Annotated in this window: 11 protein-coding genes; 3 read left to right on the top strand and 8 right to left on the bottom strand. The window is 66.4% G+C overall.

Features of this window, described 5'->3' with window-relative positions; genetic code table 11:
- Positions 1-55 precede the first annotated feature (55 nt).
- Positions 56-955 (top strand): LysR family transcriptional regulator, encoded by a 900-nt coding sequence (locus ACHWUQ_RS20810; RefSeq protein ID WP_394682329.1) that lies wholly within the window; start codon positions 56-58, stop codon positions 953-955.
- A gap of 22 nt (positions 956-977) precedes the next feature.
- On the top strand, positions 978-2,330 hold the full coding sequence (locus ACHWUQ_RS20815) for a hypothetical protein (protein ID WP_394682330.1): 1,353 nt from the start codon (positions 978-980) through the stop codon (positions 2,328-2,330).
- Positions 2,331-2,347: 17 nt separating this feature from the next.
- Here the strand turns inward: ACHWUQ_RS20815 and ACHWUQ_RS20820 are convergent, their stop codons facing one another.
- The 8 genes from ACHWUQ_RS20820 to ACHWUQ_RS20855 all read right to left on the bottom strand — a co-directional run bounded on the left by ACHWUQ_RS20820 (position 2,348) and on the right by ACHWUQ_RS20855 (position 11,170).
- Positions 2,348-4,042: a glycosyltransferase gene (locus tag ACHWUQ_RS20820; RefSeq protein ID WP_394682331.1), complete on the bottom strand. Its 1,695-nt coding sequence runs from the start codon at positions 4,040-4,042 to the stop codon at positions 2,348-2,350.
- A 1-nt stretch (position 4,043) separates the two neighbouring features.
- The gene (locus tag ACHWUQ_RS20825) at positions 4,044-6,017 is read right to left on the bottom strand and encodes a tetratricopeptide repeat protein (protein WP_394682332.1); all 1,974 of its coding nucleotides are present in this window, start codon (positions 6,015-6,017) and stop codon (positions 4,044-4,046) included.
- A 169-nt stretch (positions 6,018-6,186) separates the two neighbouring features.
- Positions 6,187-6,588: a YkgJ family cysteine cluster protein gene (locus ACHWUQ_RS20830; RefSeq protein ID WP_021025658.1), complete on the bottom strand. Its 402-nt coding sequence runs from the start codon at positions 6,586-6,588 to the stop codon at positions 6,187-6,189.
- Between the two features lie 117 nt (positions 6,589-6,705).
- Positions 6,706-7,068: a Rieske 2Fe-2S domain-containing protein gene (locus ACHWUQ_RS20835; RefSeq protein WP_312412143.1), complete on the bottom strand. Its 363-nt coding sequence runs from the start codon at positions 7,066-7,068 to the stop codon at positions 6,706-6,708.
- Positions 7,069-7,163: 95 nt separating this feature from the next.
- Positions 7,164-8,642, bottom strand: a complete 1,479-nt coding sequence (locus ACHWUQ_RS20840; RefSeq protein WP_394682333.1) for a M20 family metallopeptidase — start codon at positions 8,640-8,642, stop codon at positions 7,164-7,166.
- A gap of 143 nt (positions 8,643-8,785) precedes the next feature.
- Positions 8,786-9,373, bottom strand: a complete 588-nt coding sequence (gene metW / locus ACHWUQ_RS20845) for a methionine biosynthesis protein MetW (RefSeq protein WP_239809909.1) — start codon at positions 9,371-9,373, stop codon at positions 8,786-8,788.
- A complete protein-coding gene (locus ACHWUQ_RS20850) occupies positions 9,370-10,527 on the bottom strand; it encodes a homoserine O-acetyltransferase (protein ID WP_394682334.1) in 1,158 nt (385 codons plus the stop codon). The genes metW and ACHWUQ_RS20850 overlap by 4 nt, the downstream gene beginning before the upstream one ends.
- 151 nt (positions 10,528-10,678) lie before the next feature.
- A complete protein-coding gene (locus ACHWUQ_RS20855; protein ID WP_230780145.1) occupies positions 10,679-11,170 on the bottom strand; it encodes an Lrp/AsnC ligand binding domain-containing protein in 492 nt (163 codons plus the stop codon).
- 104 nt (positions 11,171-11,274) lie between these two features.
- Here ACHWUQ_RS20855 and putA point away from each other — a divergent pair, with 104 nt between their 5' ends.
- On the top strand, positions 11,275-15,138 hold the full coding sequence (putA, locus tag ACHWUQ_RS20860) for a trifunctional transcriptional regulator/proline dehydrogenase/L-glutamate gamma-semialdehyde dehydrogenase (RefSeq protein WP_394682335.1): 3,864 nt from the start codon (positions 11,275-11,277) through the stop codon (positions 15,136-15,138).
- The last annotated feature ends 87 nt before the right edge of the window (positions 15,139-15,225 follow it).

The raw sequence follows: 15,225 nt of genomic DNA on the forward strand, positions 1-15,225 counted from the left end.
AAATAGGCTCTATGTTGTGAAATCGATAATTGAGATTGATTAATCTGCAACGCAAATGAATCTATCCCACCGCGATATCCAGGCCTTTCTGGCGCTCGCCAGCCAGAAAAACTTCACCCGCGCAGCCAGCCTGTGCCACCTGTCCCAACCGGCGTTCAGCGCGCTGATCCGCGCGCTGGAAACCACGGTGGGCCTGCGCCTGTTCGAGCGCAGCACCCGGCATGTGCTGCTGACGCCCGAGGGCGAGCAGTTCCTGCTGTCGGCCCAGCGGCTGGCCGCCGAATTCGCTGCCTGCGAACAAGCCATGCGCGATACGGCCCAGCTCGCCCAGGGCCGGGTGAGTGTGGCGCTGCTGCCGTCGCTGGCGGCGGGCTGGCTGCCCCCGGTGCTGCGCAGCTTTGCGGGCCAGCACCCAGGCGTGCAACTGCAGGTGCTTGATGTGCTGTCCGAGCCCTGCATTGCCGCCGTGGCCAATGGCGATGCAGACTTTGCACTGGCCGCCATCCGTGCGGACACGCCCGATCTGCGCGCCGAGCCCTTTTGCAGCGACCGCTTCCACCTGGTCTGCCCGGTGGACCACCCGTTGGCTGCGCGGGACGAGGTCCAGCTGTCCGACCTGGCCGCCTGGCCCTTTGTGCACCTGGCCCGGCACAGCAGCGTGCGCCAGTACCTGGATGCCGCCTTCTTCCCCCAGACCATGCAGACCCTGGTGGAGGTGGAGCAGCTGGCCACCGTGATGGGCCTGGTCAAGGCCGGCCTGGGGATCAGCGTGGTGCCAGCCCTGACCTTGTTTCACTTTGTGCAGCCTGGCCTGGTCACCCGGCCCCTGGATCTGCCCGGCAGGGACCGCCAGATCTACATGGTGCGCAGGCGCGAGCCCAGCCTGTCGCTGGTGGCGCAGGCGCTGTACCAATTAATGCAACAAAAACGCCCAGATTTCTCCCATATTGGCTGATGCGCTCTACACTGCAGCGCTGATGCCTTTGACCAGCCCGCCCCTGACAACGCCCGTCGGCGCCCCTCCTCTGCCCTATCTGGCGCTGCGCACCCGGGTCTGGTCGCTGCTGGCCTGGTCGGCGCTGTTTGCGCTGCTGGCCTGCTCCATGCGCATGCTGCTGAACTACCCGCTGTGCGTCAACGACGAGCGCAACTGGATCGGCATCGCCCAGCAGCTCGACCAGGGCGTTGCCTGGCCGGTCTCCGGGCCTGCGTTTGTGAACACGCTGCGCCAGGCGGCATGGGTGACCAATTCCAGCCATGCGCAAGTGATGCCCTGGATGGGGGTCTGCGGCGTGTTTATCGTCGTCGGCGGCCTGAGCTGGGGCTACTACCGCCTGGGACTCAAAAGCCTGGTGCCGGTGTTTGCCACGTTGGCGCTGTCAAGCTACTTCTGGGCACCGCTGATGGAGGCACGCCCGCAGCAATGGGGGCAGCTGGCGGTGTTTCTGGGCACCGTCTCGGCCTGGCGCTGGCTGCAGCACCGGGGCGGCCTGGCCTTTTTCCTGGCGCTGCCGGGGGTGGCCTTCACCCATATCCTGAGCCATGCGGTGCTGGTGTTTCTCTGCCTGGTGCTGGTGGCAGCCCATGGCATGGCGCAGCGCCGCTGGAGCCTGCGCCACCTGGCCGCTGCCGTGCTGTGCATCGCCAGCTTTGCCGTCTATGCCTGGCCCGGCGGGCCTTATACCGATATGCTGCGCGACCTGCGCCAGGCCCATTTCCAGCACTGGCCGCTGAGCCTGCCGGCCTCCCTGGCCATGCTGGTGGCCGTGGCGGCAGCGGCCTGGGCCAGCCGCCGCTGGTGGCACGGCGACATCCATTGGCCCACGGCCGCAGTGGCAGGCCTGCTGCGCCACCAGCGCGCTGCCGGATGGTCGCTGTGCATCGCTGCGCTGCTGATGCTGACGATGCAGGCCTATCTGCTGCCGCCTGCGGCCTGGGCGCCCTATGGCGGCTCCTGGCTGCGGTTTGTGCTGTTCCAATCCGGCAATCTGCTGTTTGCCGGGTTTTTGCTGGTGGGCGCCGGGCGCTGGCTGGGTGGCTTTCACCACCACCGCATCGATCCCGGCATGGCGCGTTTCCTGGTCTGTGTGCTGGCGGGCATTGCGCTGCTGGGCCTGCTGGCCGTTGCCGCCTCGTGGTGGCTGCTGGACACCAACTGGATGCTGCGCGTGCTGAACTACGGCATCTTCTTTGCCGCGGCGCCCGCTGCGCTGGGCATGGAGCATGTCACCCGCCTTTGGCCGCGCTGGCGCCGGGGCTTGCTGCTGGGCGCGGGCATGGCCGCCAGTGTGCTGGCCGTCGTGCGCCCGCCGATGCTGCTGGGCTGCTGAGCCAACAGCAGGCGGCCCTAACGCACAAACAAATGCCGGCCGACCAGCGCATGGCGTGCGCGGGCCCAGGCGGCCACTTCCTCACCGCGCAGCAGCAAGGCGGTGCGCCCCAACTGCAGGTGGCGGATACCGCGCCGCGCCAGCCAGCGCTGCCAGATGCCCGCTGGTGCTGCCTGGGGCAGCTCACTGCCCGTCTCGCCCAGCAGATCGGAAGCCGCCCGGATGGACAGCGCACTGAGCACCTGCTCGCCGGCCAGCCGCTGGATCAGTGCCACCACATCGGACCAACCCAGCTCGGCCAGTGACACATACGCCAGGCCGCCCAGCGCTTGCGGATCCGGGCTGCGCTGGCCGCTGGCATCGACGCAGAGCAGCAGGCTCCCGGGATGGGCAGCCTGCCACCGCTGCAGCAACGGCCATTGCGCGGCCTGCTGCACCACGGCCACCTGCAGGGGCCGGGCTGCCGCCGCTGGCGGGCGCAGAAGGGGCAGCCCCTCCGTGGCAGGCCGGATGCTGGCGTAGACCTCGGCAATGCGGCGCTCGCACTGGCCGATCGTGAAATAGGCGTCCGCCGCCTGCTGCGCCGCCAGGCCCCGCTCGGCCAGCTGCGCCTTGGCGGCCAGCGCCTGGCGGATGGCTTCTTTCCAGGCCTGGACCTGGTCGGGCGCATAGCACTGGCCGCTGCCCGACTGCCCCACGACCCAGGACATGCCCGAGCCATCGAGGTCGGAGGCAATGCAGGGCTTGCCATGCTGCATGGCTTCGATCAGCACCAGGCCAAAGGCCTCGGTGCGCTCGCGCGAAGCCAGTGCAAAGATGTCGCAGCTGTTGAACAGCGCATGCTTTTGCGCTTCGCTGACCTGGCCGAGCAGCTCGACATGGGCGCAGCCTTGCTGTGCACGCTCGCGCGCAATCAGCGCTTCGAGCTCCTTGCGCTGCTCGCCTTCACCGGCAATGATCAGCTGCACATCGGCAAAGCCGGCCACCGCCGAGATCAGGGTGTCAAAGCCCTTGTAGTAAGTCAGCCGGCCCACCGACAGCACGCGCAGCCGCGCATCGCCCCAGAGCTGCAGTTGCGGCGCCTCGGCCTGGGCCTGCTCCAGCACCTCCTGGTCCAAAGGCTTCAAGCCCAGCGGAATGGCCAGTGTTTTGAACAACCAGCGCTGCAGTGGAACGCTGGCGGCCATATACGGTGGCGACGTGGCCAGGATGGCCGCGCTTTGCCGCAACAGCTTGGTCTCGAACGGCCGGTAGATCTGGTAGCACAGCTGCAGCACGCGGTCCCATTGGGAGATCAGCACATCCGAGTGCCAGTGCGTCACCCAGGCAACGCGGCGCGCGGCCGGCATGATGAGGGCCCAGAATGCCGCGTTATTGGGCATGTGCAGATGCAGTACATCGGGCTTGAAGGCGCGTATCGCCCTGTGCAACGCCAGCGGAAAGCCCAACGCAATCGGCGCGAACACCAGGGTGATCTGCACCGGCACGCGGATGAGCCAGGGCGGGTCATCGGGCAAGGGGTCGCCATGCACCACCGCGCGGGCATCGATGCCGTTGGCACGCTGCTGCTCGATCAGATCGGCCAGAAACGATTCCATGCCGCCCCGGTAAGGCGGGTAGAACTTGCCCACATGCAGCACCCGCTGCGGCGTCTGCTCGGGCAGTGCATGCAAGGGCTCGGCGCCAGGCCGGCGCCACCAATTGCGCTCCATGTTATTGGCCGCCTTGCAGTTGCTGCAGCAGCCGCTGGTAGACCGGATTGGCCGGGTCCATGGCGCTGGCGCGTTGCAGGTTGGCAATGGCCTGGGCCCGGTCGCCCTGCTCGCGGTAGGCCAGGGCCTTGCCGTAGTAGGCCGGCGGGTTGGGCTGGCGTGCCAGCGATGCATCAAAGATCTGCAGGGCCTGCGCAAAATCGCGCTTGCCAATGAATGCGATGCCCAGGCCCACTTCCAGGCGGGTGTTGCCCGGCGACATCTGCAGCAGGCGCTGGTAATTGGCAATGGCCACATCGTAGTGGCCCGAGGGGATGGCCACCTCGGCCTGCTCGAGCAGAATCTTGGGCAACAGCACCGCTTCGGGCTGCATGTTCAGCGCCTTGGCATAAGCCTGGAACGCGGGCTCCATTTGCTGCGTCATCTTGTAGGCGGTCGCTAGGTGGTAGGCCAGCGCTGCATTGTCAAAGCCCTGCTTCTGGGCGCTGTCGAATGCGGTGATGGCCTCTGGGTAGCGCTTGAGCAGCTCCAGCGCCATGCCCCGGTTGAACTGCGCAGAGCCCAGTGGCTCCTGCAGCGCAACGGCCTTCTCGAAATCCTGCAGCGCTTGCTCGTAGTTCAGGTTCTCCAGCAGGTAGGCGCCCCGGTTGATGAACGGGCGCCAGCGGCCAAAGGCATTGAATGGCGCCTGCAGGTCCACCTTCTGGGCCGCATCGCTCCAGGCGCTGTATTCGGTCTTGAGGCTCAGGCTGCGCTCTGCGGCCAGCGCCGTCAGCACCAGACCGGCCGCGCAGGCCAGCGCCACCATCAGCTTGCGCGGAAAGAGCAGCAGCACCAGTGCCAGCAGGGCCGGCAGCAGCATCGCCCAGATGTAGCTGCGGTAGAGCACAAAGGGGTCTTGCAGCCAGCTGGTAACAAACTCGGTGCTGAACAGCAGCGCCGTGCACAGCAGCACCAGGCCCACCAGGCCCCAGGCATCGCGCTTGCGCAGCAGCAGCACCGCGCTGCCAATCACCAGTGCCACGTAGCCCAAGCCACCCAGCAGATGGGGCAGGCTGCCAAAGCCCAGCGGGAAGACCGGACGCAGATCCAACGCCATCCATTGCACATTGGGCAGGAACCACAGCAGGCCGTATTCGAAGAACAGCTTGCCCTGGTTGAGCAGGCTCAGCGGGTAGATCGACGCGGTGATCCCCGGGTAGAGCTGCTCGAGCTGGCGCACATAGGCCCAGGAGGTGTCATCGGTGGCCACAGCGCCGACAAAGGCGCCCAGCTGCGTCCACAGCAGCGCGGTCAGCACGCCGATGAGCACCACGATCGCCGCGCCAATCGCCAGCAGTTTTTTCCAGGACGGCCGTTTGACAAACACATAGAGCGGCAAAGCGAGGGCTGGCAGTACCACCGCATGCTCCTTGCTGACCAATGCGCAGAGCAGGAAGACCACCGCCAGCGCTGCCCATTGCAGGCCTGCACCGGCCAAGGCGCGGATATAGGCCCAGCAGGCCAGTGCGGAAAACAAGGTCATCATCACCATGCTGCGCTGGACCAGATAACCTACTGCATAGACGCCCACGGGATGCACCGCAAACAGCGCGACGGCGGCAAAAATAGCGATGCGGATATGGGTGTCAAAACCCGGCTCGGCCCGCGCTTCATCGGAAAACGCGGTGTGCCTGAACAGTTCGGTCACCAGCAGCCAAATGGCATAGCAGGTGGCCAGGTGCAGCACGATATTGAAGGCACGCTGCACGGCCATACTCTCGCCGAACAGCGACTGTATCCAGACAAAGCTGCCATAGGACAGCATCCGCACCTTGGGCTCGATCAGGCTGCCATAACGGCCAAAAATGGTGCCGTCCGACAGCCGGCCGTCGTCAAATACCAGGCTGTTGTGCAGGCCCAGGCCATAAATCGTGAAGACGGCGGCCAGGAGCGCCAGCACGCCCAAAGACCAGAAAATTTTTGATTTTTGCATCGGCTAGTTGGCTCAGTAGTGCCCCAGCCTTGCGTTTGCAGGGACCGGGCAGCACCTGCGGCAGGTGCGCGAGCCATTCTAGAGGAGTATTAAGCCTCTGTATAAGCCAGGCCGGGCACTGAGCCAACAGTCCGCTCCGCACAGCGCTGGATCATCAGGGGCGCGGCATTTATTGCAAATCTTTGTGCCCATATGCACAAAAACCCGGTTTGGGCCCTTTTTTCGGATGCAGGCGGCAGGTCTCTGGCCGCTTTTCATAAACGGTGCAGCGCCGCGCCACCGGATCGAGAAACTGGCAATCGCCACTGGCGCGGCGCGCCATCGTGAAGATATTGTGCTTGGGGTTGTAATGGTCGATCAGCCGGGCCTTGAGCAGGCGCTTGGCGATCAGCTTGTGCGCGATGTTGTCGACCTCGAAGGCATCGACCAGCCCCAGGCGCACCAGGTCGGGCAGCTGCACCTCCAGCGGCATCGTGCAGCAGTTGGCTGCGCAGCTGTCGCAGAGGCCGGCCTTGTACTTGGTCCAGGTCTCCAGGCGGTCAACATCAACGATTCGGATCGGGGATTTCATGGCGGGGGCGCTGCGCGAGCGGTCCGGCAGGCGCGGCCGCTCATTTTTGAAGGCCGCCAGTATCGCGCCAAAGCGATGTCTGGGGCGCGCGCTGGGGCATGGTGACCTGGCAGGCGCTCAGCCCTGCTTCAGCCACACCGCGCCATCGCGCTCTTCCACCGCCACCGCATCGAGGCTGGCACCCCGGCAGGGGCCGCCGACGCATTTGCCGGTATCGGGCTGGTAGATGGCCCCATGGTAGGGGCACAGAATGAACTGGCGGCCACTCTCCAGAATGTCGCCATCAAAGTCCATGGGCACGCTGGCGTGCTGGCACTCGTTGATCCAGCCGTGCAGCTGGCCCTGCCAGCGGATCACAAAGGCCTTCTGGCCATTGGGCAGCTGGAAGAAAAAGGGCTTGCCATTGTCCTGCAGGTCGGCGCTGGCACCCAGCGGTTCAGTGCCGTCAAACAAGATGGTGGGGGCGGTGGGCTCGGTCATGGCGGGCGCGCTGTCGTGGTTGTGGTCGTCAAAAAGAAAAGGCAGCCGCTGCGTGCCCGGGTGCACGCAGCAGCTGCCCGGCGGGCTGGTGGCCGTTATACGGTGGCTGCCGTGGTGGGCATGCTGGCAATCACCTGGGCCACGGCGGCGGTGAGCTTCTTGGCATACGGCACATGCAGGAACTCATTGGGTCCGTGCGCATTGCTCTTGGGGCCCAGCACGCCGCAGACCATCATCTGCGCCTTGGGGAAGCCGGCACTGAGCATGCCCATCAGCGGGATCGAGCCGCCCTGGCCGATAAAGCCGCAGTCCGCGCCAAAGTGCGCGCGGCTCGATTGGTTGAGCGCGTTCAGGAACCAGTCGCTGGTGTTGGGGGCATTCCAGCCGTTGGCGCCGCTGGCGCCTTCCCAGGTGACCTTGGCCTGGTAGGGCGCGTTGTCTTCGAGCAGGGTCTTGAGCTCCTGCATGCACTGCGTGGCATCGACCAGCGGGGGCAGGCGCAGGCTCAGCTTGAAGGCGGTGTAGGGGCGCAGCACATTGCCGGCATCCTGCAGCGCGGGCAGGCCCTCGGCACCGGTGACGGACAGGGTCGGCTCCCAGGTGCGCTTGAGCAGCGCCTGCGTGGGGTCGGTGGTGGTGGGCAGCGCAAACAGGCTGGAGCCATTGCAGTCGAAATGCGCCCAGGGGAAGCGCTTGTACAGCTCGTCGCCCAGAATGCCGGCCGTGGCCTGCGCCTGGGCCAGGCGCTCTGCCGGCACCGCGCAGTGAAAGCTCTCGGGCAGCAGGCGGCCGGTCTTGCTGTCTTCCAGGCGGTCGAGCACCTGGCGCATGATGCGGAAGGACGATGGCACGACGCCCGAGGCATCGCCCGAGTGCACGCCTTCGGTGAGGATCTCGACCTTCAGGGTACCCGCGACCATGCCGCGCAGGCTGGTGGTCAGCCACAGCTGGTCGTAGTTGCCGGCGCCGCTGTCCAGACAGATCACCAGGCCCACATCGCCCAGGCGGGGCTTGAGCATGTCGATGTAGACCGGCAGATCGCCCGAGCCGCTTTCCTCGCAGGTCTCGATCAGGCCGACGATGCGCGGATGCGGCACATTCTGGCGCTTGAGTTCCTGGATGGCGGCCACGCTGGCGTAGGTGGCATAGCCGTCGTCGGCGCCGCCCCGGCCATAGAGCTTGCCGTCTTCGTATTTGGGGGTCCAGGGGCCCAGGTCATTGCGCCAGCCGGAGAACTCGGGCTGCTTGTCCAGGTGTCCGTACATCAGCACGGTCTGCTCGCTCTGGGCCTGGGTCGCAGGCACCTCGAAGAACAGCACCGGCGTGCGGCCCGGCACGCGCACCACTTCCAGTTTCAGCCCTTCGACCTTCTGCGCCTCGATCCAGCTGGCGGCATTGCGCACCACAGTGTCGATGAAACCATGCTGCTCCCAGTTGCCATCGAAGCCCGGCGACTTGGCGGGGATGGCGATGTAGTCGGTCAGCTGGCGAAGAATGTCGCGGTCCCACTGCTGGCTGATATGGCTGAGGGCAGCATCGGCTTGCAGCTGGGCGGCGTCGAGGCGGGCGTTCATGGGCGAATCTCCTGGAGGTGCTGCCACGAAAAGGGCAGCCGCAGGCATAAGCGTACCAGCGCAGGCGCCACCCGGCTATCGCCTGCGGCAAAGCCCTGCTGCCGTTGTACAGCGCAGAGCCCGCCGCGTGGCGCGCCGTGGGCTCAGGCGTGCTCGAAGTGGAACACCGCCGTGCCGGCACGGGCATTGGGCAGCCAGCGCCGCACCTCGCCGTTCTGCAGGCCAAAGCTGTCCAGAATGTGCAGCTTGTTCTTGAGCGCCAGCACCTCGAAATCCTTGAAGGTGCCGACGCGGATGTTGGGCGTGTCGTACCACTGGTAGGGCAGGCGCTTGGTCACCGGCATGCGGCCTTGCAGGATCGACAGGCGGTTGGGCCAGTGCGCAAAGTTGGGGAAGGCGACCACGCCTTGCTTGCCGATGCGCGCAGTCTCGCGCAGCATCACCTCGGCATTGCGCAGATGCTGCAAGGTGTCGATCTGCAGCACCACATCAAAGCTGTTGTCCTCGAAGATGGCCAGGCCGTCTTCCAGGTTCAGCTGCAGCACGTTCACGCCCCGGCGCACGCAGGCCAGCACATTGGCGTCGTCAAACTCGATGCCATAGCCGCTGCATTCGCGCTCGCGCTGCAGGTAGGCCAGCAGGCTGCCATCGCCGCAGCCCAGGTCCAGCACGCGGGCGCCCTTGGGTACCAGGTTGGCGATCGCCTGGAAGGTGGAAGAAGACTCGGTCATGCGGCCTCCTGGCTGCTGGGCAGGCCGGCGCTCAGTTCGCGGGCCATGTTTTCAAAATAGGAGCGCATCACGCCCATGTAGCGGGCATCGTCGAGCAAGAAGGCATCGTGGCCATGGGGCGCGTCGATCTCGGCGTAGCTGACGGTGCGGCGGTTGTCGAGCAAGGCCTTGACGATCTCGCGGCTGCGCGCTGGCGAGAAGCGCCAATCGGTGCTGAAGCTCACCAGCATGAATCGCGCCTTGGCGCCGGCCAGCGCCTGGGTCAGGTCGCCGCCAAACGGCTTGGCCGGGTCGAAGTAGTCGAGCGCGCGGGTGATCAGCAAATAGGTATTGGCATCGAAGTAGTCGCTGAACTTGTCGCCCTGGTAGCGCAGATAGCTCTCGATCTGGAACTCCACATCCTGGGTGCTGTATTTCAAGTCCAGGCCTTCGCGCAGCTGGCGGCCGAACTTCTGGTTCATCACATCGTCGCTCAGGTAGGTGATGTGGCCGATCATGCGCGCAATGCGCAGGCCGCGCTTGGGAACCACGCCTTCTCTGTAGAAGTGGCCGCCATGGAAGTCCGGGTCGGTCACGATGGCGCGGCGCGCCACCTCGTTGAACGCAATGTTCTCGGCCGACAGACAGGGGGCGCTGGCCACCACCACCGCATGGCGCATGCGGTCGGGGTACTGCAAGGTCCAGGACAGCGCCTGCATGCCGCCCAGGCTGCCACCCAGCACGGCGGCCAGCTGGCGGATGCCCAGCCGGTCCAGCAGCAGCGCCTGGGCGTTGACCCAGTCCTCCACCGTCACGACCGGGAAATCGGCGCCGTAGACCGCGCCGGTGTCCGGATTCAGGTGCATGGGCCCGGTCGAGCCAAAGCAGGAGCCCAGGTTGTTGACGCCGATGACAAAGAAATGGTTGGTATCGACCGGCTTGCCCGGGCCGATCATGTTGTCCCACCAGCCCTCGCTCTTGGCCTGGCCCTCATAGTGGCCGGCCACATGGTGCGAGGCATTGAGTGCATGGCAGACCAGGATGGCGTTGGAGCGGTCGGCATTGAGCTGGCCGTAGGTCTCGTAGGCCAGATGGTAGTCGCGGATGGAGGCGCCACTTTGAAGAGGGAGCGCCTCCGGGAAATGCATTGATTGGGGTGTCGCAACGAATGACATAAAAAACCCGGCAACGCTAAAAACGAGGCCGGGTCGATGGAATGCAGTCGCCTACCGAGTCTTTAGCTGGATTTATAAAGCGCCCGCAAGCTGAAGCAAATCGGCGCCGTGAAATCTGAGTGTACTGCAAATCGGCCGCGCATGGGCTGCGTCAACTGCCGCCCAGGTAGAGCCGGTTGGAGCTCTTGACTTCCTCCATCACCGCGTAGGTACGGGTCTCGCGCACGCCGGGCAACTGCCACAAGACCTCACCGGCAAAGTGGCGGTAGTGGTTCATGTCGGCCACACGGATCTTGACCAGGTAGTCAAAGCCGCCGGCCACCATGTGGCATTCCATGATCTCGGGCCGCACCTGCACCGCCGCCTTGAACTCGTCAAACACATTCGGGGTGGTGCGGTCCAGCAGCACCTCGATGAAGACCAGCATCGCCGCGCCCAGCTTTTGCGGGTTCAGCCGCGCCTCGTAGCCGGTGATGTAGCCTTCCTTGGTCAGGCGCTGCACCCGGGCCAGCACAGCCGTGGCCGACAGCGACACCGCCTCGGCCAGCTTCAGGTTGGAGATGCGGCCGTCCCGCTGCAGCACGGCCAGAATGCGCAGATCGATGCGATCGAGGTCGTCCGGCGGGTCGATGATGGCGGTCATGGGCAGAATTTTTCACTAAGAATGGGCCACATTATGGAGAGAAATTCAAACCACAAACGATCACACTGGCGGCATTCACTATCTACTCTGAACACGAGCCCGCCATGACTGCCAACGCCGTTGTTGACAACCAGCCCTCCACCAACTCGCCATTTTCGGCCACGGGCAGCAGCCCATCTGGCGCCAGTGCTCCTGTTTTTAATGAGCTGGTGTCGGCCTTGCAGCCCGCCTCGGCACTGCGCGCGGCCATCACCGCCGCCTACCGCAAGCCCGAGACCGAAGCGCTGCAAGCACTGCTGCCCCAGGCCACGCCACCCGCCGCCATCGCCCAGGCCGGCGATGCGCTGGCGCTGCAGCTGGCCCGCACGCTGCGCGAGCGCAAGGCCGACAGCGGCCGCTCCGGCCTGGTGCAAGGCCTGCTGCAGGAGTTTGCACTGTCGTCGCAAGAAGGCATTGCGCTGATGTGCCTGGCCGAGGCGCTGCTGCGTATCCCCGATACGGCCACGCGCGATGTGCTGATCCGCGACAAGATCGCCCACGGCCAGTGGAAGGCCCACGTGGGCAAGAGCCCGTCGATGTTCGTCAATGCCGCCGCCTGGGGCCTGGTGCTGACCGGCAAGCTGGTGGCCACGCACAGCGAAGGCTCGCTGGGCCAGTCGCTCACCCGCCTGATCGGCCGGGGCGGCGAGCCGCTGATCCGCAAGGGCGTGGACATGGCCATGCGCATGATGGGCGAGCAGTTCGTCACCGGCGAGACGATTGGCGAAGCGCTGAAGAATGCCGAGCGCCTGGAGGCCAAGGGCTTCCGCTACTCCTACGACATGCTGGGCGAAGCGGCGATGACCAGCGATGACGCCAAGCGCTACCTGCGCGACTACGAAAACGCGATCCATGCGATCGGCAAGGCCAGCAATGGCCGGGGCGTCTACGAAGGCCCGGGCATCTCGATCAAGCTGTCGGCCCTGCACCCGCGCTACAGCCGCGCCCAGTATGACCGCGTGATGGCCGAGCTCTACCCGGTGGTGCTGCAGCTGGCCGTGCTGGCCAAAAGCTACAACATCGGCCTCAATATCGACGCCGAAGAGGCCGACCGCCTGGAGCTGTCGCTGGACCTGCTGGAAAAACTCTGCTTTGCGCCCGAGTTGGCCGGTTTTGCCGGCATCGGCTTTGTCGTGCAGGCCTACCAAAAGCGCTGCCCCTATGTGCTGGACTTCATCATCGACCTGGCCCGCCGCAGCCAGCACCGCCTGATGGTGCGCCTGGTCAAGGGCGCCTACTGGGACAGCGAGATCAAGCGCGCCCAGATCGACGGTCTCGAAGGCTACCCGGTCTACACCCGCAAGGCCTATACCGATGTGTCCTACCTGGCCTGCGCGCGCCAGCTGCTGGCCGCGCCCGATGCGGTCTACCCCCAGTTCGCCACGCACAATGCCCACACGCTGGCCACCATCTACCACCTGGCCGACCCGGCCCGCTACCAGCCCGGCCAGTACGAGTTCCAGTGCCTGCACGGCATGGGCGAGCCGCTGTACGAACAGGTGGTGGGCCGCACGGCCAGCGAGAACCTGGGCCGCCCCTGCCGCATCTATGCCCCCGTGGGCACGCATGAAACCCTGCTGGCCTACCTGGTGCGCCGCCTGCTGGAGAACGGCGCCAACACCAGCTTTGTGAACCGCATCGCCGACCAGGACATCCCCCTGGCCAAGCTGGTGGAAAACCCCGTGACCACCGCCCAGCAATGGGCGCAGAGCGAAGGCCAGTTGGGCCTGCCCAACCCGCACATTGCCCAGCCACGCGCGCTGTATGGCGCAAGCCGCAGCAATTCGGCCGGGCTGGACCTGTCCAACGACAACCGCCTGCGCGCGCTGCAGCACGACCTGCAGGCCAGCGCACAGATGGCCTGGCATGCCCAGCCCCTGCTGGCCGATGGCGCCCCCGCATCCACCCTGCCGAGCGAGCCCGTGCTGAACCCGGCCGACCACAGCGACCAGGTCGGCACGGTCACGCAGGCATCGGCCGAGCAGGTGGAGTTTGCGCTGGCCGCCGCCCAGGCCGCCGCCGCCCGCTGGCAGGCCACCCCGGCTGCCCAGCGCGCCGACTGCCTGGCCAAGGCCGGTGACCTGCTCGAAGCCCATATGCCCACCTTGATGGGCGTGCTGGTGCGCGAGGCGGGCAAGACCTGCTCCAACGCGATTGCCGAAGTGCGCGAGGCGGTGGACTTTCTGCGCTTCTACGCCGCCCAGGTGCGCAGCTGGGGCCAGGCGGATTACCAGGCCCTGGGCCCGGTGGTCTGCATCAGCCCCTGGAACTTCCCGCTGGCCATCTTCAGCGGCCAGATTGCTGCTGCGCTGGCCGCAGGCAACACCGTGCTGGCCAAACCGGCCGAGCAGACCCCGCTGATCGCCGCCGCTGCCGTGCAGGCGCTGTGGCAGGCGGGCGTGCCGCGCGATGTGCTGCAGCTGCTGCCGGGCACCGGCGAGACGGTGGGTGCCCGCCTGGTGGGCGACAGCCGCGTGCAGGCCGTGATGTTCACCGGCTCGACCGAAGTGGCCCGCATTCTGCAAAAGACCCTGGCCCAGCGCCTTGATGCCCAAGGCCAGCCCGTGACCCTGGTGGCCGAGACCGGCGGCCAGAACGCGATGATCGTGGACTCCTCCGCGCTGGCCGAGCAGGTGGTGGTCGATGTGCTGTCCTCGGCCTTTGACTCGGCCGGCCAGCGCTGCTCGGCGCTGCGCGTGCTTTGCGTGCAGGAAGAGGCCGCCGACCGCCTGCTGCACATGCTGCGCGGCGCGATGCAGGAGCTCCAGGTCGGCAACCCCTGCCAGCTCAAGACCGATGTCGGCCCCGTCATCGACGCCGAAGCCAAGGGCGTCATCGACCAGCACATTGCCCGCATGCAGGCCGCCGGCCACCAGGTCTGGCAAAACGGCGGCGCCAGCGCGCAGGGCACCTTTGTGCCGCCGACGGTGATCGCCATCCGCCAGCTGTCCGAGCTCAAGCGCGAAGTCTTCGGCCCGGTGCTGCATGTGCTGCGCTACCGCCGCGAGCACCTGCCCCAGCTGCTGGCCGACATCAATGCCACCGGCTACGCCCTCACCCTGGGCCTGCACACCCGCATTGACGAGACCATCAGCCAGGTGGTCACTGCTGCGCATGCCGGCAATATCTATGTGAACCGCAACATCGTCGGCGCCGTCGTCGGTGTGCAGCCCTTTGGCGGCGAAGGCCTGTCAGGCACGGGACCCAAGGCCGGCGGCCCGCTGTACATGCTGCGCCTGCTCAGCCGCATGCCGGCCACGGCCACGGTCGATGCGCTGGCCCACCTGCCCCGCATGGCGGGCAATGAGGCGCCCGCGCCCGCGACGGGCCAGCGCGGCCATGCCCATGGCCTGGAGCAGGCCGATGCCGCCCCGGCCGCTGCGCTGGAGGCGCTGCAAAGCTGGGCCAGCCAGCAAGGCCAGGGCGAGCTGGCAGCGCTGTGCCAGCGCTATGCCGCCCATACCGGCAACGGCTTTGCGGCCGAGCTGCCCGGCCCGACCGGTGAGCGCAACCTGTATGTGCTGAGCGGCCGCGAGCGCGTGGGCTGCGTGGCCAGCACCACAAGCCTGCTGCTGGCCCAGCTCGCCGCCGTGCTAGCGGCTGGCTCCACCGCCGTGTGGCCCGCCAACAGCCAGTACGCCAACCTGCTGGCACAGCTGCCCGCATCGGTGCGTGCCTCGGTGCAACTGTCTGCGCACAGCGCGCAGGCCTTCCTGCAGTCCGAAGCCTTCGATGCGCTGATCGCCGATGCCGCCAGCGGCTGGCTGCCCAGCGGCAGCAGCCTGGCGGGCCGCCCCGGCGCCATTGTGCCGATCACCGCCCAGGCCGCCGATGGCAGCGTGCCGCTGTTCCGCCTGCTGGCCGAGCATGCGATCAGCATCAACACCGCAGCAGCGGGCGGCAATGCGAGCCTGATGACCTTGGACTGAGGCTGAGGCTTGGGGCGCTGCCCCATCCAAAAAGGGCTGGAGATCGCAGGATCCCCAGCCCTTTGCGTTTGTGCGTTGCCGGTGTTG

Origin of the sequence: uncultured Comamonas sp., from assembly GCF_964277875.1 — a bacterium.
GTDB classification, from domain to species: Bacteria; Pseudomonadota; Gammaproteobacteria; order Burkholderiales; family Burkholderiaceae_C; genus Comamonas; species Comamonas sediminis.

Excerpts from the sequence above, each read along its gene's own strand:
- ACHWUQ_RS20810 (WP_394682329.1), top strand. The coding sequence starts at position 56 with ATGAATCTATCCCACCGCGATATCCAGGCCTTTCTGGCGCTCGCCAGC.
- ACHWUQ_RS20830 (WP_021025658.1), bottom strand. The coding sequence starts at position 6,588 with ATGAAATCCCCGATCCGAATCGTTGATGTTGACCGCCTGGAGACCTGG.
- ACHWUQ_RS20840 (WP_394682333.1), bottom strand. The coding sequence starts at position 8,642 with ATGAACGCCCGCCTCGACGCCGCCCAGCTGCAAGCCGATGCTGCCCTC.
- metW (WP_239809909.1), bottom strand. The coding sequence starts at position 9,373 with ATGACCGAGTCTTCTTCCACCTTCCAGGCGATCGCCAACCTGGTACCC.
- ACHWUQ_RS20835 (WP_312412143.1), bottom strand. The coding sequence starts at position 7,068 with ATGACCGAGCCCACCGCCCCCACCATCTTGTTTGACGGCACTGAACCG.
- ACHWUQ_RS20815 (WP_394682330.1), top strand. The coding sequence starts at position 978 with ATGCCTTTGACCAGCCCGCCCCTGACAACGCCCGTCGGCGCCCCTCCT.
- ACHWUQ_RS20825 (WP_394682332.1), bottom strand. The coding sequence starts at position 6,017 with ATGCAAAAATCAAAAATTTTCTGGTCTTTGGGCGTGCTGGCGCTCCTG.
- ACHWUQ_RS20850 (WP_394682334.1), bottom strand. The coding sequence starts at position 10,527 with ATGTCATTCGTTGCGACACCCCAATCAATGCATTTCCCGGAGGCGCTC.
- putA (WP_394682335.1), top strand. The coding sequence starts at position 11,275 with ATGACTGCCAACGCCGTTGTTGACAACCAGCCCTCCACCAACTCGCCA.
- ACHWUQ_RS20855 (WP_230780145.1), bottom strand. The coding sequence starts at position 11,170 with ATGACCGCCATCATCGACCCGCCGGACGACCTCGATCGCATCGATCTG.
- ACHWUQ_RS20820 (WP_394682331.1), bottom strand. The coding sequence starts at position 4,042 with ATGGAGCGCAATTGGTGGCGCCGGCCTGGCGCCGAGCCCTTGCATGCA.